19 protein-coding genes are annotated in these 21,856 nt (G+C 71.8%); 16 read left to right on the top strand and 3 right to left on the bottom strand.

What is annotated here, in order from left to right; all coding sequences use genetic code 11:
* The first annotated feature begins 12 nt into the window (after positions 1-12).
* From ACFYQ5_RS33275 to ACFYQ5_RS33240, 8 genes are all read left to right on the top strand, one after another.
* Entirely contained in the window at positions 13-507 is a 495-nt protein-coding gene (locus ACFYQ5_RS33275) for a nucleotidyltransferase domain-containing protein (protein ID WP_389203046.1), read from the top strand.
* A gap of 136 nt (positions 508-643) precedes the next feature.
* Entirely contained in the window at positions 644-1,348 is a 705-nt protein-coding gene (locus tag ACFYQ5_RS33270; RefSeq protein WP_389203045.1) for a hypothetical protein, read from the top strand.
* 52 nt (positions 1,349-1,400) lie between these two features.
* On the top strand, positions 1,401-2,663 hold the full coding sequence (dxr, locus tag ACFYQ5_RS33265) for a 1-deoxy-D-xylulose-5-phosphate reductoisomerase (RefSeq protein WP_389203084.1): 1,263 nt from the start codon (positions 1,401-1,403) through the stop codon (positions 2,661-2,663).
* Positions 2,660-3,970, top strand: a complete 1,311-nt coding sequence (locus ACFYQ5_RS33260; RefSeq protein ID WP_389203044.1) for a M50 family metallopeptidase — start codon at positions 2,660-2,662, stop codon at positions 3,968-3,970. Before dxr ends, ACFYQ5_RS33260 begins: the two co-directional genes overlap by 4 nt.
* Positions 3,971-4,161: 191 nt before the next feature.
* Positions 4,162-5,319 carry a flavodoxin-dependent (E)-4-hydroxy-3-methylbut-2-enyl-diphosphate synthase gene (gene ispG, locus ACFYQ5_RS33255; protein WP_384501010.1) on the top strand — a complete coding sequence of 386 codons (1,158 nt, stop codon included), beginning with the start codon at positions 4,162-4,164 and terminating at the stop codon, positions 5,317-5,319.
* 143 nt (positions 5,320-5,462) lie between these two features.
* Positions 5,463-6,308: a GNAT family N-acetyltransferase gene (locus tag ACFYQ5_RS33250; RefSeq protein WP_389203042.1), complete on the top strand. Its 846-nt coding sequence runs from the start codon at positions 5,463-5,465 to the stop codon at positions 6,306-6,308.
* Positions 6,309-6,337: 29 nt separating this feature from the next.
* Positions 6,338-6,913, top strand: coding sequence for a GNAT family N-acetyltransferase (locus tag ACFYQ5_RS33245; RefSeq protein WP_389203040.1), 576 nt, complete (start codon positions 6,338-6,340; stop codon positions 6,911-6,913).
* A gap of 97 nt (positions 6,914-7,010) precedes the next feature.
* Complete coding sequence (locus ACFYQ5_RS33240) at positions 7,011-8,711, top strand: proline--tRNA ligase (RefSeq protein ID WP_389203039.1); 1,701 nt, start codon at positions 7,011-7,013, stop codon at positions 8,709-8,711.
* A gap of 62 nt (positions 8,712-8,773) precedes the next feature.
* On the opposite strand, the gene ACFYQ5_RS33235 is transcribed toward ACFYQ5_RS33240, so the two are convergent.
* Genes ACFYQ5_RS33235 through ACFYQ5_RS33225 form a run of 3 tightly spaced genes read right to left on the bottom strand, consistent with a single transcriptional unit; the run spans position 8,774 to position 10,743 of the window.
* A complete protein-coding gene (locus ACFYQ5_RS33235; protein ID WP_389203037.1) occupies positions 8,774-9,688 on the bottom strand; it encodes an aminoglycoside phosphotransferase family protein in 915 nt (304 codons plus the stop codon).
* Between the two features lie 36 nt (positions 9,689-9,724).
* Positions 9,725-10,228 carry a ferritin-like domain-containing protein gene (locus ACFYQ5_RS33230; RefSeq protein WP_389203036.1) on the bottom strand — a complete coding sequence of 168 codons (504 nt, stop codon included), beginning with the start codon at positions 10,226-10,228 and terminating at the stop codon, positions 9,725-9,727.
* Positions 10,225-10,743, bottom strand: a complete 519-nt coding sequence (locus tag ACFYQ5_RS33225; RefSeq protein WP_389203034.1) for a hypothetical protein — start codon at positions 10,741-10,743, stop codon at positions 10,225-10,227. Before ACFYQ5_RS33225 ends, ACFYQ5_RS33230 begins: the two co-directional genes overlap by 4 nt.
* Positions 10,744-10,914: 171 nt before the next feature.
* Here ACFYQ5_RS33225 and rimP point away from each other — a divergent pair, with 171 nt between their 5' ends.
* The 8 genes from rimP (at position 10,915) to ACFYQ5_RS33185 (ending at position 21,814) form a co-directional block, all read left to right on the top strand.
* Positions 10,915-11,412, top strand: coding sequence for a ribosome maturation factor RimP (gene rimP / locus ACFYQ5_RS33220; protein WP_389203032.1), 498 nt, complete (start codon positions 10,915-10,917; stop codon positions 11,410-11,412).
* 2 nt (positions 11,413-11,414) lie between these two features.
* A complete protein-coding gene (gene nusA / locus ACFYQ5_RS33215) occupies positions 11,415-12,455 on the top strand; it encodes a transcription termination factor NusA (RefSeq protein ID WP_351276299.1) in 1,041 nt (346 codons plus the stop codon).
* Positions 12,456-12,599: 144 nt separating this feature from the next.
* Complete coding sequence (locus ACFYQ5_RS33210) at positions 12,600-12,878, top strand: YlxR family protein (RefSeq protein WP_389203030.1); 279 nt, start codon at positions 12,600-12,602, stop codon at positions 12,876-12,878.
* 148 nt (positions 12,879-13,026) lie between these two features.
* The gene (gene infB, locus ACFYQ5_RS33205) at positions 13,027-16,176 is read left to right on the top strand and encodes a translation initiation factor IF-2 (protein WP_389203029.1); all 3,150 of its coding nucleotides are present in this window, start codon (positions 13,027-13,029) and stop codon (positions 16,174-16,176) included.
* Between the two features lie 168 nt (positions 16,177-16,344).
* Positions 16,345-16,641 (top strand): DUF503 domain-containing protein, encoded by a 297-nt coding sequence (locus ACFYQ5_RS33200; RefSeq protein WP_389203027.1) that lies wholly within the window; start codon positions 16,345-16,347, stop codon positions 16,639-16,641.
* Positions 16,642-16,664: 23 nt separating this feature from the next.
* A complete protein-coding gene (gene rbfA, locus ACFYQ5_RS33195) occupies positions 16,665-17,123 on the top strand; it encodes a 30S ribosome-binding factor RbfA (protein WP_389203026.1) in 459 nt (152 codons plus the stop codon).
* Positions 17,120-18,016, top strand: a complete 897-nt coding sequence (truB, locus tag ACFYQ5_RS33190; protein ID WP_389203024.1) for a tRNA pseudouridine(55) synthase TruB — start codon at positions 17,120-17,122, stop codon at positions 18,014-18,016. Before rbfA ends, truB begins: the two co-directional genes overlap by 4 nt.
* Before the next feature lie 219 nt (positions 18,017-18,235).
* Positions 18,236-21,814 (top strand): trypsin-like peptidase domain-containing protein, encoded by a 3,579-nt coding sequence (locus ACFYQ5_RS33185; protein WP_389203023.1) that lies wholly within the window; start codon positions 18,236-18,238, stop codon positions 21,812-21,814.
* Positions 21,815-21,856 lie beyond the last annotated feature (42 nt).

Here is a 21,856-nt window from a genome sequence, read left to right as displayed (position 1 = left end):
ACGGTCGCCCTCATGATGTCCCGGAAGGACGCCCTGTCCGTTCTCGCCCTGCTGCGCGAAGCCGGCGCCGACGTGGTGATCGCCGGAGGCTGGGGCGTCGACGCCCTGCTCGGCGAGGAGACCCGCGAGCACCGCGATCTCGACCTCCTGCACATCCGTGAGCAGGAGCAGGCGGTCGTGGCCGCCCTGGAGTCGGCCGGATACACCGAGACGCTGGACTGGCGTCCCGCCCGCTTCGTGCTCAGCCATCCCTCCGGTCTCGAAATCGACCTGCACCCGCTGGAGTTCGCCGCTGACGGGTCGGCCGTCCAGTCCTCACTCGACCCCGAGGAGCCCTTCCGCTACCCGGCCGCCTGCTTCGTCACGGGCACCATCGGGGGGATCACCGTGCCCTGCATCTCCGCCGAGCAGCAGGCGCTGTTCCACCAGGGCTACGAACCTGCCGAGCGTGATGTGGCGGACATGCGGCGACTGGCGGAGAAATTCGGCGTCGACGCGCCTTCCTGACCCCCTGATGCCGCACAATCGAGCCTCGGCCGCGATCAGGACACGGGTCCCGGCGCGCCAACGAAAGGCAGGGGCAGGGATGTTCGGGGTGTACAGGGCGGGCGGTCGGCGGGGCGCCGTGGCGGCGGGATGCGCGGTGGCGACCCTCGTGTGCCTGGCCGGATGCGGCAGCGACGACGACGGCGGCGGCAAGGGCGGGGCCGCGCAGAGCCCCACCCCCTCACGCCCGGCAGCCACTGGCGGCGTGCTCACCGAGGCGCAGCTCACGGCCGTCGCCCTGGCCGACGGGGAGCGGGCCGGTGGCCTCACCGTGTCCGCGTACGACCTGGAAGGGCCGCTCGGGGACGCCTACACCGCCGACCCCGCCGTCTGCCAGCCATTCGTCAGCCTCGCCGGGGACGTCAGCGACTACGAGCCCGTCGCCCAGGTGCACCGCAAGGCCGAGAAGCCGGAGGAGATGCTCGGCGTCACCGTCGACGTGACCCTGCGCTCGTACGGCAACGGCGAGGCGGAGAAGGTCATGCAGTCGCTCGACGCGGCGGGCCGGGAGTGTGCCGGCGGTCTGACCGAGGAGCGGGCGATCGCGCGCGCGACGTACGAGAAGGCCGAACCCGCCGCGCTGCCCGCCTTCGCGGACGAGGCCGACGGGGCGAAGGCCTACCGCTTCACCGTGCTCGACGTGAAGGGCAAGCTGAAGCTGTACGAGTACCTCACCGTCCTGCGGTCCGGCTCCATCACCCTCGCCTTCCGCGGCGAGATCCTGGGCACCGAGGACATCGGCGGGGTCCCGGAGGACGTCATGGCTGCCCAGTGGAGGAAATTCCGTGCCGGGCAGGCCTGAGGTACGCGCTGACGGGGACGCCCTGTCGGCGCGCACAGCTGATGCGGCAACAATGGGGGGCATGAGCGACAGCCCTGCACCCCTCGCCGATCCGCATCTCGTCTTCGACGCGACGGAAGGCCGCCGGGATCTGGTGATCCTCGGCTCCACCGGGTCCATCGGTACCCAGGCCATCGACCTGGTCCTGCGCAACCCCGGCCGCTTCCGCGTCACCGCGCTCTCCGCCGCCGGCGGCAGGGTCCAGCTCCTCGCCGAGCAGGCGCGGCAGCTGCGGGTGCGTACGGTCGCGGTGGCCGACGCGGACAAGGTGCCGGCACTCCGCGAGGCCCTGCGTGACGCCTACGGGGCGGGAGAGCCGCTCCCGGAGATCCTGGCCGGTCCGGACGCCGCCACGGAACTCGCCGCGAGCGACTGCCACACCGTGCTGAACGGGATCACCGGCTCGATCGGACTCGCCCCCACACTCGCCGCGCTGAAGGCGGGCCGCACCCTCGCCCTGGCCAACAAGGAGTCGCTGATCGTCGGCGGCCCGCTGGTGAAGGCGCTCGCCGCCCCCGGCCAGATCATCCCCGTCGACTCCGAGCACGCCGCGCTCTTCCAGGCGATCGCCGCGGGGAAGCGCGCCGACGTCCGCAAGCTCGTCGTGACCGCGTCCGGCGGCCCGTTCCGAGGGCGTACGCGCGGTGAACTCGCCGACGTGACCCGGGAGCAGGCCCTGGCGCACCCGACCTGGGCCATGGGCCCGGTCATCACGGTCAACTCCGCGACCCTGGTCAACAAGGGGCTGGAGGTCATCGAGGCGCATCTGCTCTACGACATCCCGTTCGACCGGATCGAGGTCGTGGTCCACCCCCAGTCCTACGTTCACTCGATGGTGGAGTTCACCGACGGCTCCACCCTCGCCCAGGCGACCCCGCCCGACATGCGGGGCCCCATCGCGATCGGCCTCGGCTGGCCCGAGCGAATCCCGGACGCGGCGCCCACATTCGACTGGACGACGGCCTCCAGCTGGGAGTTCTTCCCGCTCGACACCGAGGCCTTCCCGTCCGTCGGGCTCGCCCGGCACGTGGGCACCCTGGGCGGCACCGCCCCCGCGGTGTTCAACGCCGCCAACGAGGAGTGCGTGGACGCCTTCCTGGCGGGACGGCTGCCCTTCAACGGAATCATGGATACGGTCACTGCGGTGGTCGCCGAACACGGCACCCCCTCCACGGGAACGTCACTGACGGTCGCGGACGTCCTCGAAGCGGAGACCTGGGCCCGGTCCAGGGCACGCGAACTCTCGACGGAAGCGACAGCGGAGGCGCACGCATGAGCATGACGACGATCTTGATGACGATCCTCGGGATCGCCATCTTCGCCGTGGGTCTGCTGTTCTCGATCGCCTGGCACGAACTGGGCCACCTCTCGACGGCCAAGCTCTTCGGCATCAGGGTGCCGCAGTACATGGTCGGCTTCGGCCCGACGATCTGGTCGCGCAAGAAGGGCGACACCGAGTACGGAATCAAGGCCATCCCGGCGGGCGGCTACATCCGCATGATCGGCATGTTCCCCCCGGGGCCCGACGGCCGGATCGAGGCACGCTCCACCTCACCGTGGCGCGGCATGATCGAGGACGCCAGGTCCGCCGCCTTCGAGGAGCTCGAGCCGGGCGACGAAACGCGCCTCTTCTACACGCGCAAGCCGTGGAAGCGCGTGATCGTGATGTTCGCCGGTCCCTTCATGAACCTGGTGCTGGCCGTCGCGATCTTCATGGGCGTGGCCATGACCTTCGGCTTCCAGACACAGACCACCGAAGTCGCGGGCGTCCAGCAGTGCGTGATCGCGCAGAGTGAGAACCGCGACACCTGCAAGGCCTCGGACCCGGTCTCGCCGGCCAAGGCCGCCGGCCTCGAGGAGGGTGACACGATCGTCGCCTTCAACGGCCAGAAGATCGACGACTGGGCCACCCTCTCGGACAAGATCCGGCAGACCATCGGCCCCGCCACCGTCACCGTGCGGCGCGACGGTCAGGAGCACACCCTCAGCGCCGTACTGAAGAAGAACGCCGTCGCCAAGAAGGACGCCGACGGCGAGGTCGTCCCCGACCAGTACATCAGCGCCGGGTACCTCGGCTTCGCCGCCAGGACGGAGATCCTGCCGCTCTCCTTCGGCGACTCGGTCGTCCGCATGGGCGACATGATCGAGAACGGCGTCGATTCGATCATCGCCCTGCCCACCAAGATTCCCGACCTGTGGAACGCGGCGTTCAGTGACGGCGAGCGAGCCGACGACTCACCGGTGGGCGTGGTCGGCGCGGCCCGGATCGGCGGCGAGGTGATGAACCTCGACATCCCGGCCCAGAACCAGGTCGCGATGATGCTGTTCCTGCTCGCAGGCTTCAACCTCTCGCTGTTCCTGTTCAACATGCTGCCCCTGCTCCCGCTGGACGGCGGGCACATCGCGGGTGCGCTCTGGGAGGCCCTGCGCCGCAACGTGGCCAAGGTCTTCAAGCGCCCCGACCCCGGCCCGTTCGACGTGGCGAAGCTCATGCCGGTCGCCTACGTCGTCGCGGGGATCTTCATCTGCTTCACGCTGCTGGTGCTGGTCGCCGACATCGTGAACCCCGTGAAGATCACCTGACGTCTCACCTGCCACACATGTCCTACGGGTGGCGGCCGGCCACACAGATGGTGTCCGGCCGCCACCCATCCGGCGGTTCGACGAACAGGGGTGCGCCCCGTTCCCCTCCGGTGCCGTAACCTCGGAGCCCGGAGCCCGCCGTTCTCGGGACCTCGATCCACACTGATCCACACCTTGGGGATGCTCAGCGCATGACTGCGATTTCTCTCGGAATGCCGGCCGTTCCGACCAAGCTCGCCGACCGACGGGTCAGCCGCCAGATCCAGGTCGGGTCGGTGGCGGTCGGTGGGGACGCGCCGGTGTCGGTGCAGTCGATGACGACGACACGTACGTCGGACATCGGCGCGACGCTGCAGCAGATCGCGGAGCTGACCGCGTCGGGCTGCCAGATCGTGCGGGTGGCGTGTCCGACGCAGGACGACGCCGACGCGTTGTCGACGATCGCGAGGAAGTCGCAGATCCCCGTGATCGCGGACATCCACTTCCAGCCGAAGTACGTCTTCGCGGCGATCGACGCGGGCTGCGCGGCGGTCCGGGTGAACCCGGGCAACATCAAGCAGTTCGACGACAAGGTCAAGGAGATCGCGAAGGCGGCGGGGGACGCGGGCACACCGATCCGCATCGGGGTGAACGCGGGTTCGCTGGACGCGCGACTGCTGAAGAAGTACGGCAAGGCGACGCCCGAGGCCCTGGTGGAGTCGGCGCTGTGGGAGGCGTCGCTGTTCGAGGAGCACGGCTTCCGGGACATCAAGATCTCGGTCAAGCACAACGACCCGGTCGTCATGGTGAACGCCTACCGTCAGCTGGCGGCACAGAGCGACTACCCGCTGCACCTGGGTGTGACGGAGGCGGGCCCGGCGTTCCAGGGGACGATCAAGTCCGCCGTGGCGTTCGGTGCGCTGCTCTCCGAGGGGATCGGGGACACGATCCGGGTGTCGCTGTCCGCGCCTCCGGCGGAAGAGGTCAAGGTCGGGCTGCAGATTCTCGAAGCGCTGAATCTGAAGCAGCGGCGGCTGGAGATCGTGTCGTGCCCGTCGTGCGGCCGTGCGCAGGTGGACGTGTACAAGCTGGCCGACCAGGTGAGCGCGGGCCTGGAGGGCATGGAGGTCCCGCTGCGGGTCGCCGTCATGGGCTGTGTCGTGAACGGACCGGGTGAGGCCCGTGAGGCCGACCTGGGCGTGGCGTCCGGCAACGGCAAGGGACAGATCTTCGTGAAGGGTGAGGTCATCAAGACCGTCCCGGAGTCGAAGATCGTGGAGACCCTCATCGAGGAAGCCATGAAGATCGCGGAGCAGATGGAGAAGGACGGCATCGCCTCGGGCGAGCCCCAGGTCTCCATCGCCGGCTGACCTCCCGCCCCGCCGTGCCCCGCAGGCCGTGCCCTGCGGGGCACAGCCGTGTCCCCCGCCCACCGGCTGTTCCCTCCGGGGCGGCACCCCACAGCCTTGTTGGGTACAGTGCGGACATCAGCAGACCGTTTGGTGAGGCCCCAGTGTTGACGCAGACCACTACCCGGGTCCTCGACCCCGGCGAGCTCCCCGCCGCGCTCGCCATCCTCGAGAGCGAACCCGTGGACAACGCGTTCGTCACCTCCCGCGTGCAGGTCGCCGGACTCGATCCCTGGCGCCTCGGCGGCGAGATGTGGGGCTGGTACGCCGACGGCCGGCTGCGTTCGCTCTGCTACTCCGGGGCCAACCTCGTGCCCATCTGCGCCACCCCCGAGGCCATCAGGGCCTTCGCCGACCGGGCCCGGCGGGCCGGCCGCCGCTGCTCCTCGATCGTCGGCCCGGCCGGCCCCACGGCCCAGCTGTGGCGCCTCCTCGAACCGAACTGGGGCCCCGCCCGCGAGGTCCGGCCCAACCAGCCCCTCATGGTGACCGAGCGGCCCTCGGCCGAGGTGACGCCCGACCCGCTCGTGCGCAGAGTCCGCAAGGAGGAGATGGACGTCCTCATGCCGGCCTGCGTGGCCATGTTCACCGAGGAGGTCGGCATCTCCCCGCTGGCCGGTGACGGCGGACTCCTCTACCAGGCGCGGGTCGCCGAACTGATCACCACCCGCCGGTCCTTCGCGCGCATAGAGGACGGCAAGGTCCTCTTCAAGGCCGAGATCGGCGCGGCCACCCCCCACGCCTGCCAGATCCAGGGCGTCTGGGTCGCCCCCGAAGCCCGGGGCCGAGGGCTCTCCGAAACCGGCATGGCGGCCGTCCTGCGCTACGCGCTCAGCGACGTGGCACCGGTCGTCAGCCTGTACGTGAACGACTACAACACCGCCGCGCGCCGGGCCTACCGCCGCGTCGGCTTCCGCGAGACGGGCGCGTTCATGAGCGTGCTGTTCTGACCGGACGGTGAGGCCAGTAGGGTTCCCGCATGGCAGCAGCAACCCCCACGTCCCCCTGGGGCTCCGGGCCCCCCGACATCGTGGTCGGACCGCTCGACCTCGCCGCCCGCGTCGACGAGGCCCTCGCCGTGCAGGCCCTCGCCTTCGGCCTCTCCCAGGACGAGATCGACGTACGCCGCCATATCGTGCTGCGGCACCTCGACCACCCGCAGGCCCGCGCCCTCGGCGCCACCACCGCCGACGGACGGCTCGCCGGATTCGTCTACGGGCTGCCGAACGACCGTAGGCACTGGTGGTCGAGCGTCGTCGAACCGTATCTGCGCGCCACCGGATCAGAGGGCTGGCTCGACGACTCGTTCGTGATCACCGAACTCCACGTCCACCCGGCGTTCCAGCAGCGTGGCATCGGCCGCAGCCTCATCACGACCATCACGGACGCCGTCGACCTGCCCCGGTCCATCCTCTCCGCGATCGACACCGAGAGCCCCGCCCGCGGCCTCTACCGCGCACTGGGCTACCAGGACCTGGCCCGACAGGTGCTCTTCCCGAGCGCGCCCAAGCCGTACGCGGTGATGGGCGCGCCCCTGCCGCTGCGCCGCGGCTGAGACCGACCGGAGCCGGTCGGTCCGAGGAATCGATTTCCGCCCGCGCGGGCCCCCCGGCTAACCTCGGGCTCACCACCCTTCCGAGCAGGAGTTCATCATGGCCCAGGTCCAGCGCATGTCCCGATTGATGATCAAGACACTGCGCGACGACCCGGCGGACGCCGAGACGCTCAACCACAAGCTCCTCGTCCGCGCCGGTTACGTGCGCCGCACCGCGGCCGGCATCTGGTCCTGGCTGCCGCTCGGCAAGAAGGTCCTGGAGAACATCACCCGCGTCGTCCGCGAGGAGATGGACGCCATCGGCGGCCAGGAGGTCCTGCTTCCCGCGCTGCTGCCCAAGGAGGCGTACGAGGCGAGCGGCCGGTACGACGAGTACGGCGACCTGTTGTTCCGGCTGAAGGACCGCAAGGGCGCCGACTACCTCCTCGGACCCACCCACGAGGAGATCTTCACCCAGGTCGTCAAGGACATGTGCTCGTCCTACAAGGACCTGCCCGTGATCCTCTACCAGATCCAGACCAAGTACCGCGACGAGGCCCGCCCCCGCGCCGGTGTGCTGCGCGGCCGAGAGTTCCAGATGAAGGACTCGTACTCCTTCGACACCACCGACGAGGGCCTGGCCGAGGCGTACCAGCTGCACCGCGCCGCGTACATCCGGATCTTCGAGCGCCTCGGTCTCGACCACCGCATCGTCTCCGCCGTCTCCGGCGCCATGGGCGGCTCCGCCTCCGAGGAGTTCCTCGCCCCCGCGCCCGCCGGTGAGGACACCTTCGTCGACTGTCCCGACTGCGACTACGCCGCCAACACCGAGGCCGTGACCTTCAAGGCCACATCCTCCGACGCCTCGGCGGCCGGGCCGGTCGAGGAGCTGGACACCCCCGACACCCCGACCATCGAGACCCTCGCCGCCCACCTGGGCGTCCCGGCCTCCGCCACCCTGAAGAACCTCCTGGTCAAGATCGACGGCGAGATCGTGGCCGTGGGCGTGCCCGGCGACCGCGAGGTCGACCTCGGCAAGCTCGGCGAGCACCTCGCCCCCGCCGTCGTCGAGCTCGTCACCGCCGAGGACTTCGTGGGCCGCCCCGACCTGGTGCGCGGCTACGTCGGCCCGCAGGGCCTGGAGAAGGTCCGCTACATCGCCGACCCCCGTATCGCCGCGGGCACCGCCTGGATCACGGGCGCCAACAAGGAAGGCGTGCACGCGAAGAACGTCGTCGCGGGCCGCGACTTCGAGGTCGACGACTACCTCGACGTCGTCGTCGTCGAGGCGGGCGACCCCTGCCCCAACTGCGGCGCCGGCCTCCAGGTGGACCGCGCCATCGAGATCGGCCACATCTTCCAGCTGGGCCGCAAGTACGCCGACATCTTCTCCCTCGACGTCCTCGGCCAGCAGGGCAAGCCCGTCCGCGTGACGATGGGCTCGTACGGCATCGGCGTCTCCCGCGCGGTGGCCGCCCTCGCCGAGCAGACCGCCGACGACAAGGGCCTGTGCTGGCCCCGCGAGATCGCCCCGGCCGACGTGCACGTCGTCGCCGCCGGCAAGGCGCTCCAGACCGAGCTGGCCCTCGACGTCTCCGAGAAGCTCAACGCCGCGGGCCTGCGCGTCCTGGTCGACGACCGCGCGGGCGTCTCGCCGGGCGTGAAGTTCACCGACTCCGAGCTCATCGGTGTCCCGAAGATCCTTGTCGCCGGCCGCCGTTCGGCCGAGGGAGTCCTGGAGCTGAAGGACCGCCGCACGGGCGAGCGCGAGGAGCTCACCGTCGACGAGGCGATCGCCCGCCTGACCGACCAGGGCTGATACCGACCGAACGGCGGAGAGGGCCGCGCGCACACCGCGCGGGGCCCTCTCCGTGCGGGTGGCTACAGCCAGCCCGCGAACTCCAGGGACAGCTCGCCGTCCTGCCTGCGTCCCGCAGCCAGCGCCCGCGTGCCGGACTCGACGGCCCGGAACAGCGTCCAGCCGCGCAGCCGCGCCTGGTCGATCTCCAGCGAGTCGGCGAGCTTCTTGACCCGGCGCCGGGCCGTGACGGCACCGCCCGGCGAGGCGATCAGGTCCTCGACCCGGTCGCGCACCAGACGTGCCAGGTCGTACGCCCGCTCGCCGGTCAGCGGCTCTGGCCCGACCGCCAGCCAGGAGGCGCGCTCACCCGACAGGACCTTGCTCTGCCGGAAGTTGCCGTGCAGCAGGAAGAGTTCGGGGGAGTCCTGGACCAGTTCGTCGCGGGCGGCCAGGGCCGCCGCGACGAGCGGTTCGAGGGCCGGGTCCCGCGCTGCGGCGGCCCGCATGGGCTCCGTCTGCCGGGCGGTCCGCTCCGCGACGGTCTCGAAGGCGTGGCCGGCCGGCGGCTCGACCCACAGCCGCCGCACCGTGCCGGCGGCCTCCAGCAGCGCCTTCGCCTCGGGGAGGGAGCGCAGGGACATCTCGTGGTGCAGCCGTTCCAGCAGGAGGCTGTCGTCCGGCACCGCGCTGCCCGGAGCGGCCAGGAGCTCGACGGCACCCCAGCCGTTCCAGTGTGCGAGCGCCGCCCGCTCGAGCGCGGGAGCGGCCCCGGGAGGCGCGATCTTCAGCACGGCCGGTGTGCCGTCCGTCCGGCGCACCAGGAGGACGAGGCTGCTGCGCCCGCCGGGGGCGCACACCCGGTCGGGGGAGACCGAGTGCGCCGACAGCGCTTCGTCGGTGAGAGCGGGGAGCCGCCCGAGCCACTCGCCGGCGGCCGCGTCCCCGTACGTCTCGCCGAGCGCTCGCACCAGACGCTGCGGCGGTTCGAAACCCATACGTGCCTTGTTCCCTTTCAGAGCGTGCTCGGTGGCTCAGCGCGTGACGCCCGTGGCGCCTGCCTCCGCCGTGTTGTCCTGCGGGGCGGCCTTCTCGATGAGCCCGGGAAAGGCTACGCCGGTGCCACGCCAGCGCACCGCACGCACCGCGGCCTCCCGGAGGGCGCCCGCGGCATCCTGCCGCAGCGGCCCCCGGGCAGCCCGTACGAGATCGGAGTACACGCCCGCGACCCGGTCCTCCAGCACGGCGGCGAGCCGCATCGCACTCGAGGGGTCGCGCACGGCGAAGGGCAGCGCGTACGCGGCGCGCGCCGCCACCGGTGTACCGCCCAGGTCGCGCACCGTCCGTACGAGCGCGTCGCGCCGGGAGCGGTGGGCGTCGCCGGCGGCTGTCGCGTCACCGCGGCGGTCGCCCTCCAGCCGGCCGCCCAGCGCCCCGTACCCGTACACCGCGGCGTGCTCCGCGGCGAGTGCGGCCTGCGCGGCCCGCACCGTCCCCTGTGTGTCGCCCGTGCCGTCCGTTCCGGCCGCGTGTGTCATGCCGGGGTCTCCTTGGCCAGTTCGGTCAGCAGATAGGCGTGGGCCGCACCGGCCGCGGCGATCGAGGCCAGCAGCCTGGCCAGTTCCGGTTCGGCGGTCAGCAGGGCCGTGGCGCGGACGTCGGCCACCCGGCGCTCCTCGGCGGCCAGTTCCTTCAGAGCCGCTCGCGCGTCGGTGGCGGCGGCCGGCGGGGTGGATGGGCCGCCCGCGGCCTTCGCCGGTCCGCCCAGGGCCGTCAGGTGTTCCCGCACGGCGGCCCCCATCGGCGCGAGTCCGGCTTCCGTCACCGGGTGGGTGGCCGCGAGCTGTTCGTAGCGGGAGAGCAGCGAGGCACTGTCACGGGCGGCTGCCGCCCGCAGCGCCGTTCCCGCCCGGAGCGAGGCGGCCCGGGCTTCCGTGTCCCCGGGGGCCGTTCGTGCCCCCGGCCCGCCCCCGCAGCCTGTCAGCACGGCACCCAGGGCGAATGCTCCCGTAGCGGTGAGCGCGCCCCTGCGCGTCATCCCGGTGCGGCGCACTTGTCTCCTTCAGCATGGTTTCTGACTGTTTCTGACCTGAAGTGATCACCGATGGTGAGCGTACCTGCGGCCGGGCGGGAGGCGGACGGCAACACCCCTGCGGACCGGATACCCTTTGACCTGACACGCGACGATCCCCACAACAGCACACGCGGCCGAGGAGTCACCCGGATGAGCACCACCCAGAGCGACAGGCTGCGCGAACTGCTGGAGCCGCTCGTCAGCGCCAAGGACCTCGACCTCGAGGAGATCGAGGTGTCCCGTGCGGGCCGCCGCCGGGTGCTGAGGGTCATCGTGGACTCCGAGGACGGCGTGGAGCTCGACACCTGCGCGGAACTCAGCCGCGGCATCTCCGAGACGCTGGACGAGACCGACGCCATGGGTGAGGGCGAGTACGTCCTCGAAGTGAGCTCTCCGGGCGCCGACCGCCCGTTGACCGAGCACCGCCACTACGTACGCGCCACCGGCCGGCTGGCCAGGCTCACCCTGAGCGAGGGCGGCGAGCTGGTGGCCCGCATCCTCGCGGTGGACGACGAAGGACTCGATCTGGAAGTGCCGGGCGTCAAGGGCCGCAAGCCCACGTCGCGCCGTGTCGCCTTCGACGAGATCGCCAAGGCGCGCGTGGAGATCGAATTCAACCGCAAGGACAAGAAGGAAGAGGAGGCGTAGCCGTGGACATCGATGTAAAGCTTCTGAAGGGCTTGGCGCAGGACAAGGAGATCCCCTTCGACGTGCTCGTCGGGGCGATCGAGTCGGCCCTCCTCATCGCGTACCACCGCACCGACGGAAGCCACCGCCGTGCGCGCGTCGAGCTGGACGCCGGCGGCCATGTCACGGTGTGGGCGAAGGACGACCCGGCCGAGCTCGAGGAGGGCCAGGAGCCCAAGGAGTTCGACGACACGCCGTCCGGCTTCGGCCGTATCGCCGCGACCACCGCCAAGCAGGTCATCCTCCAGCGGCTGCGCGACGCCGAGGACGACAGGACGTTCGGTGAGTACGCGGGCCACGAGGGTGACGTCGTCACGGGCCTCGTCCAGCAGGGCAAGGACCCGAAGAACGTCCTGGTCGACATCGGCAAGCTGGAAGCGATCCTGCCCGTGCAGGAGCAGGTGCCGGGCGAGGAGTACACCCACGGCCTGCGTCTGCGGACGTACGTCGTACGGGTGGCCAAGGGTGTGCGCGGTCCTTCCGTGACGCTCTCGCGCACCCACCCGAACCTGGTGAAGAAGCTCTTCGCCCTGGAGGTTCCGGAGATCGCGGACGGGTCGGTCGTCATCGAGGCCATCGCCCGCGAGGCGGGCCACCGCACCAAGATCGCCGTGCGTTCCACCCGGGCCGGTCTCAACCCGAAGGGCGCCTGCATCGGCCCGATGGGCAGCCGTGTGCGCAATGTCATGGCCGAGCTGCACGGCGAGAAGATCGACATCGTGGACTGGTCGGACGACCCGGCCGAGATGGTCGCCAACGCACTGTCGCCCGCACGGGTGAGCAAGGTCGAGGTGGTGGACCTCGGGACGCGCTCCGCCCGGGTGACCGTGCCCGACTACCAGCTGTCGCTGGCGATCGGCAAGGAGGGCCAGAACGCCCGCCTGGCCGCCCGGCTCACCGGCTGGCGCATCGACATCCGCCCGGACACCGAGACCGAGGCCGAGCGCGACGTCGCCGACCGCGAGCGCGCCGAGCGCGCTCGGGAGCGGTCCGAGCGCGGCTGACCCGGACCTGTTCCCGGACCGCCCGAGGGCGGTCCGGAGGGGTTCGAAGGAATAGATCAAGGCGCAGCGGCGCTGAGATCACGACAACATCCGTTCGATTTTTGCCCCAAAGGGGTGAGGTCGGTACGGGGAGGTAGACTTAGCGTGTCTGGCCGGACGCACGCCCGCGCTTGCCCCGAGCGAACCTGTGTGGGATGCCGGGAGCGGGCGGCCAAGAGCGAGCTGCTGCGCATCGTGGTGGACGAGGGAGAAGTTGTCCCTGATTCACGCGGTACGCTGCCCGGCCGGGGTGCGTACGTACACCCCGCCTCTGTCTGTCTCGACCTGGCGGTTCGCCGCCGGGCATTCCCCCGGGCCTTCAAGGCCAAGGGGCCGTTCGATTCCGCGGCACTGCAGCGGTTCGTCGAGCGGGTGACACCGTAAGAAAGTGAACGGCACGGGTCCCCGTGCGGTCAGGTACCTCGCGAGTTGGAAGTAGGTCGAGATTGCGATGAGCACTCGATGAGTACGCGATGAGTACGCCCATGAAGTAGCGACGGTCCGGCGGTAACCCGGACCTAAAAGGAGCGAAGTGGCTAAGGTCCGGGTATACGAACTCGCCAAGGAGTTCGGGGTTGAGAGCAAGGTCGTCATGGCCAAGCTCCAAGAACTCGGTGAATTCGTCCGTTCGGCGTCCTCGACGATCGAGGCGCCGGTCGTACGCAAGTTGACTGACGCACTGCAGGGTCCCGGTGGCAACGCCGGCAAGTCCGCTGCAAAGCCTGGCGCGCCCCGCAAGGCCGCCCCCTCGAAGCCCGCAGCGCCCTCCCCGGCCGCTGCGGCACGTCCTGCTGCTCCGAAGCCCGGCGCACCGGCCCCCAAGCCGGCCGCTGCCGAGGCTCCGGCGAGCAGCACCCCTGCGGCGCCCTCCGCGCCGGCGGTGCCGTCTGCGGGCCCCCGTCCGGGCCCGAAGCCCGCGCCGAAGCCCGCCCCGGTCACCCCGGTGCCCGCCGCGGAGTTCTCGGCTCCGGCTCCGGCCCAGCAGCCGGCCGCACCCCAGCAGGCCCCGCGTCCCGCAGGCGCCACCCCCGGCCCGCGTCCCGCCCGTCCGGCCCCGGCCGGCGGTCAGCGTGACGGCGGCCGCGACGGTGGTCAGCGTGATGGTGGCCAGCGTGACGGCGGCCGTGGCGGCGAGCGCGGCGGAGACCGTCCCGCACGTCCCGCGGGCCAGGGCGCAGCGCGCCCCGGCGGCGCACGTCCGGCCGGTCCCCGTCCGGGCAACAACCCCTTCACCTCCGGCGGTTCCACCGGCATGGCGCGCCCCCAGGCGCCCCGTCCCGGCGGTGCCCCCCGCCCCGGCGGCGGTCAGGGTCAGGAGCGCCCCGGCGCCCCGCGCCCGCAGGGTGGTCCCGGTGGCGCCCCGCGCCCCCAGGGTCAGGGTGGCGCACGTCCCTCTCCGGGCGGCATGCCCCGTCCGCAGGCTCCCCGTCCGGGCGGTGCCCCCGCGGGTAACCGTCCGAACCCCGGCATGATGCCGCAGCGTCCCGCTGCGGGCCCGCGTCCCGGCGGTGGCCCCGGCGGTGGCCGTGGTCCCGGTGCCGGTGGCGGCGGTCGTCCCGGTGGCGGCGGCGGTCGTCCCGGTGGTGGCGGCTTCGCAGGCCGTCCGGCCGGTCCCGGTGGTGGCGGTGGCGGCTTCGCCGGCCGTCCCGGTGGTCCCGGTGGCGGTGGCGGCGCAGGCCGTCCCGGTGGTGGCGGCGGCTTCGGCGGTCGTCCCGGCTTCGGTGGACGTCCCGGCGGCCCGGGTGCCCGTGGTGGCACACAGGGTGCGTTCGGCCGTCCCGGTGGTCCCGCGCGTCGTGGCCGCAAGTCGAAGCGTCAGAGGCGCCAGGAGTACGAGGCCATGCAGGCCCCGTCGGTGGGCGGCGTCATGCTGCCTCGCGGCAACGGGCAGGCTGTCCGGCTGTCGCGCGGCGCGTCCCTGACCGACTTCGCGGAGAAGATCAACGCCAACCCGGCGTCGCTCGTCGCCGTGATGATGAACCTCGGCGAGATGGTCACCGCCACGCAGTCCGTCTCCGACGAGACGCTGAAGCTCCTCGCGGACGAGATGAACTACGTCCTCGAGATCGTCAGCCCGGAGGAGGAGGACCGCGAGCTGCTCGAGTCCTTCGACATCGAGTTCGGTGAGGACGAGGGCGGCGAAGAGGCCCTGGTCTCCCGTCCGCCGGTCGTGACCGTCATGGGTCACGTCGACCACGGTAAGACCCGACTGCTGGACGCGATCCGCAAGACGAACGTCGTTGCGGGCGAGGCCGGCGGGATCACGCAGCACATCGGTGCGTACCAGGTCTCCTCCGAGGTCAACGGCGAGGACCGCCGGATCACCTTCATCGACACCCCGGGTCACGAGGCGTTCACCGCCATGCGTGCACGTGGTGCGAAGTCCACCGACATCGCGATCCTCGTGGTGGCGGCGAACGACGGTGTGATGCCCCAGACGATCGAGGCGCTGAACCACGCCAAGGCGGCCGAGGTGCCGATCGTGGTCGCGGTCAACAAGATCGACGTCGAGGGTGCCGACCCGACCAAGGTGCGCGGTCAGCTCACCGAGTTCGGTCTGGTGGCCGAGGAGTACGGCGGCGACACGATGTTCGTCGACATCTCCGCCAAGCAGGGCCTCAACATCGAGGCACTGCTGGAGGCCGTCGTCCTCACCGCCGACGCCTCGCTCGACCTGCGGGCCAACCCGGAGCAGGACGCGCAGGGTATTGCGATCGAGTCCCACCTCGACCGCGGCCGCGGTGCGGTCTCGACCGTCCTCGTCCAGCGAGGCACGCTGCGCATCGGTGACACGATGGTCGTCGGCGACGCGTACGGCCGTGTCCGGGCGATGCTCGACGACAACGGCAACAACGTCCAGGAAGCGGGTCCCTCGACCCCCGTCCTGGTCCTGGGTCTCACCAACGTCCCGGGTGCCGGCGACAACTTCCTGGTCGTCGACGAGGACCGTACGGCCCGTCAGATCGCCGAGAAGCGTGCCGCCCGCGAGCGCAACGCCAACTTCGCCCGCAAGGGCGTCCGGTTCTCCCTGGAGAACCTGGACGAGGCGCTCAAGGCCGGTCTGGTCCAGGAGCTCAACCTCATCATCAAGGGCGACGCGTCCGGTTCGGTGGAGGCTCTCGAGTCCTCGCTGCTCCAGCTCGACGTCGGTGAAGAGGTCGACATCCGGGTCCTGCACCGCGGTGTGGGTGCGGTCACCGAGTCGGACATCAACCTGGCGACCGGCTCCGACGCCATCGTGATCGGCTTCAACGTGCGCGCCGCAGGGCGTGCCGAGCAGATGGCCGAGCGCGAGGGTGTGGACGTCCGGTACTACTCGGTCATCTACCAGGCGATCGAAGAGATCGAAGCGGCCCTCAAGGGCATGCTCAAGCCGGAGTACGAAGAGGTCGAGCTCGGTACGGCGGAGATCCGTGAGATCTTCCGCTCGTCCAAGCTGGGCAACATCGCCGGTGTGCTGGTCCGCTCCGGCGAGGTCAAGCGCAACACCAAGGCGCGCCTGCTGCGCGATGGCAAGGTCATCGCGGAGAGCCTCAACATCTCCGGTCTGCGTCGCTTCAAGGACGACGTCACCGAGATCCGCGAAGGCTTCGAGGGCGGTATCAACCTCGGAAACTTCAACGACATCAAGATCGACGACGTCATCGCGACGTACGAGATGCGCGAGAAGCCGCGAGGCTGATCAACGGGGATTCCCGGGGGGCGACCCCCGGGCTCTCCTCCACGGTCGGGGCCGGTCGACGGGTCGTAATTCCGTCGATCGGCCCCGGCCGTTCCGTGTACGGTTCTGGGTGTCCCTGCCAAGCGATGGCGGGGCGCGACCCCGAACCGGCGGGACATCCGGACACACATGTATGTGGGGACTCTGTCCTTCGATCTGCTCCTCGGCGACGTACGGTCGCTGAAGGAGAAACGCGCCGTCGTCCGCCCGATCGTCGCCGAACTCCACCGCAAGTTCGCGGTGAGCGTCGCGGAGACGGGCGAACAGGACCTCTACCGCAGGGCCGAGATCGGTCTTGCCGTGGTCTCCGGGGACACCGGACACCTCACAGACGTACTCGACCGGTGCGAACGCATGATCGCGGGCCGGCCGGAAGTGGAGCTGCTGTCCGTACGACGGCGGCTGCACAGCGACGAAGACGATTGAGCAAGGCTTAAGGAGACGGACCAGTGGCCGACAACGCGCGGGCGAAGAAGCTGGCGGACCTCATCCAGGTGGTGGTCGCCGAGAAACTGCAGCGCGGTATCAAGGACCCGCGTCTGGGCACGCACGTGACCATCACGGACACCCGTGTCACCGGCGATCTGCGGGAGGCCACGGTCTTCTACACGGTCTACGGCGACGACGAGGAGCGGGCCAGCGCGGCCGCCGGACTGGAGAGCGCCAAGGGCATCCTGCGCTCGGCGGTCGGTGCCGCGGCGGGGACGAAGTTCACCCCGACCCTGGCCTTCGTGGCGGACGCCCTGCCGGACAACGCCAAGGCGATCGAGGACCTGCTCGACCGGGCACGTGCCTCGGACGCCAAGGTCCGCGAGGCGTCCTCGGGCGCCACGTACGCCGGCGAAGCGGACCCGTACCGCAAGCCGGAGGACGAGGACGAGAACGGCGAGGGCTCACCTTCCGCATGACGCAGAACAAAACGCCGGACGGCCTTGTCATCGTCGACAAGCCGTCCGGCTTCACTTCGCATGACGTCGTGGCCAAGATGCGCGGCATCGCCCGCACCCGGCGGGTCGGCCACGCCGGCACGCTGGACCCGATGGCGACCGGCGTCCTCGTACTCGGCGTCGAGAGGGCGACCAAGCTGCTCGGCCACCTCGCCCTGACCGAGAAGGAGTACCTCGGTACGATCCGGCTCGGCCAGGACACCGTCACCGACGACGCGGAGGGCGAGATCATCTCGTCCACCGACGCCTCGGGGGTGACCCGTGAGGGCGTCGACGCCGGGGTGGCCGCCCTGAGCGGGCCGATCATGCAGGTGCCGTCCAAGGTCAGCGCCATCAAGATCGACGGCAAGCGGTCCTACGCCCGGGTGCGCGGCGGCGAGGAGTTCGAGATCCCGGCCCGCCCGGTGACCATCTCGTCCTTCCGGGTCTACGACGTCCGGGAGGCGGTAGCGGAGGACGGCACCCCGGTCGTCGACCTGGTCGTCTCCGTCGTCTGCTCCTCGGGTACGTACATCCGCGCCCTGGCCCGCGACCTCGGCGCCGGACTCGGCGTCGGCGGGCACCTGACCGCGCTGCGGCGCACCCGCGTCGGTCCGTATGGCCTCGACGCGGCGCGCACGCTCGACCAGCACCAGCAGGAGCTGACCGTGATGCCGGTGGCAGAAGCGGCCGCCTCGGCCTTCCCGCGCTGGGACGTGGACGAGAAGCGCGCCAAGCTGCTGCTCAACGGCGTACGGGTGGACATGCCGTCGTATCCGCCGGGGCCGGTCGGGGTCTTCGGGCCTGACGGGGCGTTCCTGGTGCTCGTCGAGGAGCAGAAGGGCAAGGCCAAGAGCCTCGCCGTCTTCGCCTGACGGGCTTCCCCCATGGGTCCGGCCCATCGTGGAGCGGGCGCCTCCCCCCGGTCACCCCGAGCGCCCGCTCCACGATCCCCCTCCCACAACCATCCCTGTCCACGCGAACCCGCAGATTCACCCCAATGGACGGGCGCTCGGAGTGACCGGGGGGTGCGAGGGGGGCGCTTTCGCCCCGTGCGTTTCCGCTGTCGATCTCCTGGGACCTACCGTCGGTCCATGGGCAGCGGGGACCGGTCGAAACTTGTAAGAATCTGCGATCAGGCCGGCCGGCCGCGGGGGACCGGATTCGTCGCGGACGACCGCGGCACGGTCGTCACCAGCCATCAGGCCGTCGCACACGCCGATCCCCTGACACTGCTGGCCGCCGGCGGCCGCAGCTGCCCCGTCGGCCCCGACGACATCACCGCGCTGCCCGCCCTGGGCCTCGCCCTGCTGCGCACCGGAGGCCAGGAGACCCTGGGGGTGGAGCCACTCCCCATCGCCGTACGCGAGCAGATCGGGACGGGCACCTATGTGCGGATCGCCGCGCACGGCTGGCGCGAGGCACGGGTGCTCGGCACGACTCCGGCGACGTACTCCGAGGGCGGACGCGACCACCCCGTGAGCGAGGCGCTGGAGCTCGCGCTCGGCACGGACGGGCGCGACGCGCTGCGCTCCGGCGGGGCCGCCGTCGGCGGGCCCGTGACGGATCCGCGCACCGGGGCCGTCCTGGGCGTCCTCTCGACCGCGCTGAGCGCGGGGCGCGAGACCGCCGGGCTCGCGGTGCCGCTGAACCCCCAGGACGTCCCGGGGCCGCTGGCCGAGGTGCTCCGGCGTAACGCGGGCGCGGTCCCCGGGTACGGCTGCGACCTCAACCTCGCGGGTGCGCTCCAGCTGACCGCCACCTCGCTCGGCCATGGCGACGGCCCGCCCTGCGGCACGGAGGCCGTCGAACGCCCCCGTATCAGCGCGGAGTTCACCGCCTTCGAAACCGGGACCGGGACCGTGCTCGGTCTGGTCGGTGCCCCGGGGACCGGCCGGACCACGGAGCTCGCCGCGCTGGCCGACCGCCGGGCCCGCGGGCCCGTGCCGGCCCTGACGCTCTGGCTGCGCGGAGCGGATCTGCTGGCCGAGGACGCCTCGGTCGCCGACGCGATGACCCGGGCGCTCCAGCGCTCCGGGAGGATCGTCACCGCGGCGGGAGCCTGGGGCGACATGGAGGCCGCCACCCCCGAGAGGGTGGCCCACCTCGCCGCGGCGTCCGGGAACCCGCTCCTGGTCGTCGTGGACGGCCCGGAGGAGATGCCGCCCCTGCTGGCCCACCGGCTCGCCGGGTGGACCGGTGCGACGGCCGAGTGGCTCCTGGCCCACGAGGTGCGGATGGCGGTCGCCTGCCGCCCCGAGCACTGGGAGACCGCCGGAGCGCTGTATCCGCCCGGCACCCTGCACCGTCCGGAGCGGCACGCAGGAGGCCTGCCGCCGGCTGTCCGGCTCGGCGACCTCACGGCGGAACAAGCCGAGCGGGCCGGGGAGCGGTACGGCATCCCGCCCGGCACGATCGCGCCGGGCCACGACCGGCACCCCCTCACCCTGCGCCTGCTCGCCGAGGTGCGGGCCGCGCTGCCCCCCGACGTGCCCGGCACACCCGGCACCGAGGAGGTCTTCGCCGCGCACCTGGACCTCACCTGCGTCCGTATCGCCGTCCGGATCGGGGCTCAGGCCGAACCCCGGCTCCGGGGCACTGCGGTCCGCGGACTGGCGGCGAAGGTCGCCGGCCAGGTCCACGAAGCGGCCAGGCGCTGCCTCGGGCCGGGACAGGGCGAGCTGGACAGGACGGCGTTCGAGGAGATCTTCCCCTGGCGCACCGGGTGGGCCTCGGCGGTCCTCACCGAAGGGCTGCTGGTTCCGGCGGGCGCGGGATACCGCTTCGCCCACGAGGAGCTGGGCGACCGGGTGCAGGGCGCTCACCTCGACCTGGACGCCGCACTGCACTCGCTGGTCCACCGCTGGCACGCGGAGGGGGCGTCCGCGGAGCCCGTACCCGACCCGCAGCCCGTTTCCGAACCCCGGAACCTGGCGGAACCCCGGAACCTTCCCGTGCCGCGCCATCGCATCGGCCCGGTGCTCCAGGCGATGCTCCTGCTGGAGCGGCGCCAGGGACACGCGGCGCTGGCCCACCGGATGGCGGACCTGATCGAGGCGATGGACCGCCTGCCGTCCGTACCCGGTCCACGGGAACGGCTCACCGACGCGACGTGGTGGGCGGCCCGACTGCTCCGGGAGAGCCTGCTCAGGGTGCCGGACGCCCGGCCCTACCTCGGGGTGCTGCGGGTGCTCGCCGGACGGATCACCCGGCGTTCCCTGTCCGGCGGCGGACCGGCCGCGCTCGGCCCCTACGCCGAATTCGGGCCGTGGTTCTGGCGCCGGATCCGGTTGCCCGAGGACGCCCGTATCGACCTGCTGCGCCGCCTCCTGCCCGCCGACGGCGCACCTCGCGCGGACGGCGCCGAACGCTATCTGGACGCCGTGTCCCGTCGCCTGGCCGCCCACCCCACGGCCGTCCAGGCACTGCTGTGCCGTTGGTTCACCGACGAGAGCCCGTTGCCCGCCGAGGAGGGCGTGCCGATGCGGCTCACCGTGGCCTCCGCCGCGCAGGCCCTCCTGTACGCCGGCCGGGACCTCGCCGTCGACGACCTGACCGAGGCGCTCGCCGACACCGAACACCCGCGCGCCGCCGAACTGCTCGCCACCCTCGCCGAGGACGAGCCGGCCGCCCTCTGCCGGGCCGTCGACCGGTGGGCGCGCGACGAGGAGCGGCCCGCGCGGCGCGCTGCCGCAGCCGTCCACGCCACGCTCGCAGCCGCCCGTACCCTTCCCGATTCCGAGCGCGCCCTCCTGCGCGGCGCGGCGCTCACCCTGCTGGCCCGGACGGACGACACGGCCCTGCACGCCCAGGCCCTCACCGTCCTCGTGCGGGATCCGGGAACAGGGGGCCGTTACCTGCCGCAGGCCCTGCGGGTCTTCGCCGGGGGAGATCCCCGGCTGCCGGCGGCCCTGCTCACGAAGTTCCTCCCCGAGCACCCCGAACCGGTACTCGCCGCGCTGCAGGTCCGCCTGTCGCTGCCGGGCGAGGCCGCCGACGACGTCCTGCGGGAGCTCGCCTCCCTGGACACCCCGGCCCTGGCGCTGCACGCCCCGGGTCTCGTACGCCACTACATCGACACCCGCAGCCGCCACGGCGAGGACGCCGGGCCGCAAGCCGCCGCCTACGTCGACCTCAGGCTGGAGCACAGCCCGGCCGCCCGGGCGCTGCTGCTGCCCCTGATGACCGGGCTGCTGCGGGGCCGTCCCGCGCCGCCGTCCGTACGCGCCGCGCTGGCCCAGGTACTGGCCGCCCCGGGGAGCGCTGCTTCGAGGCCGCTGCGGGCCGAGCTCCTGGAGGTCCTGCTGGAGTTCGAACAAGACACCGGCCGGGACCCCGAGGTCCTCGACGCCCTGCTGCGGGCGGCCGCGGCAGGTTCCGGCCGCCGCCCCGAAGCCCGCACCCGGGCCCTGGTGCACCGCACCGGGATGCTCCTCGTACGGACTCCCGAGGGCGCGGCCCGCTTCGACCGCGGTCTCGTGGAACTCGCCCGGGACGTCCCCGCATTCGCGGCCCTCGTCACCCGGTGGCTGGCGGACGCCCCGCAGGAGTGGGCCGCCGTCGTGGGCACCGGTGCCCGGCGCACGGTCGAGGCCCTGGACGGTTCACGGTCCGGGATCCCGATGCCGATGCAGGCCGTGGGACGTGAGCATGGCAGTCTTAGACCTGCGTAATGGACACACACACGTACACAGGTTCGGGCGAGGAGCGGTCAC

Source organism: Streptomyces sp. NPDC005794 (genome assembly GCF_042871445.1).
Classification (GTDB): Bacteria; Actinomycetota; Actinomycetes; order Streptomycetales; family Streptomycetaceae; genus Streptomyces.
Note: the sequence above shows the minus strand (reverse complement) of the source record. Positions and strands in the feature narration are given on the sequence as shown.

What these genes read in the sequence shown, in the direction of transcription:
- ACFYQ5_RS33275 (WP_389203046.1), top strand. Translation starts at nt 13, where the DNA reads ATGATGTCCCGGAAGGACGCCCTGTCCGTTCTCGCCCTGCTGCGCGAA.
- dxr (WP_389203084.1), top strand. Translation starts at nt 1,401, where the DNA reads ATGGGGGGCATGAGCGACAGCCCTGCACCCCTCGCCGATCCGCATCTC.
- ACFYQ5_RS33260 (WP_389203044.1), top strand. Translation starts at nt 2,660, where the DNA reads ATGAGCATGACGACGATCTTGATGACGATCCTCGGGATCGCCATCTTC.
- ispG (WP_384501010.1), top strand. Translation starts at nt 4,162, where the DNA reads ATGACTGCGATTTCTCTCGGAATGCCGGCCGTTCCGACCAAGCTCGCC.
- ACFYQ5_RS33245 (WP_389203040.1), top strand. Translation starts at nt 6,338, where the DNA reads ATGGCAGCAGCAACCCCCACGTCCCCCTGGGGCTCCGGGCCCCCCGAC.
- ACFYQ5_RS33240 (WP_389203039.1), top strand. Translation starts at nt 7,011, where the DNA reads ATGGCCCAGGTCCAGCGCATGTCCCGATTGATGATCAAGACACTGCGC.
- ACFYQ5_RS33235 (WP_389203037.1), bottom strand. Translation starts at nt 9,688, where the DNA reads ATGGGTTTCGAACCGCCGCAGCGTCTGGTGCGAGCGCTCGGCGAGACG.
- ACFYQ5_RS33230 (WP_389203036.1), bottom strand. Translation starts at nt 10,228, where the DNA reads ATGACACACGCGGCCGGAACGGACGGCACGGGCGACACACAGGGGACG.
- rimP (WP_389203032.1), top strand. Translation starts at nt 10,915, where the DNA reads ATGAGCACCACCCAGAGCGACAGGCTGCGCGAACTGCTGGAGCCGCTC.
- ACFYQ5_RS33200 (WP_389203027.1), top strand. Translation starts at nt 16,345, where the DNA reads ATGTATGTGGGGACTCTGTCCTTCGATCTGCTCCTCGGCGACGTACGG.
- truB (WP_389203024.1), top strand. Translation starts at nt 17,120, where the DNA reads ATGACGCAGAACAAAACGCCGGACGGCCTTGTCATCGTCGACAAGCCG.
- ACFYQ5_RS33185 (WP_389203023.1), top strand. Translation starts at nt 18,236, where the DNA reads ATGGGCAGCGGGGACCGGTCGAAACTTGTAAGAATCTGCGATCAGGCC.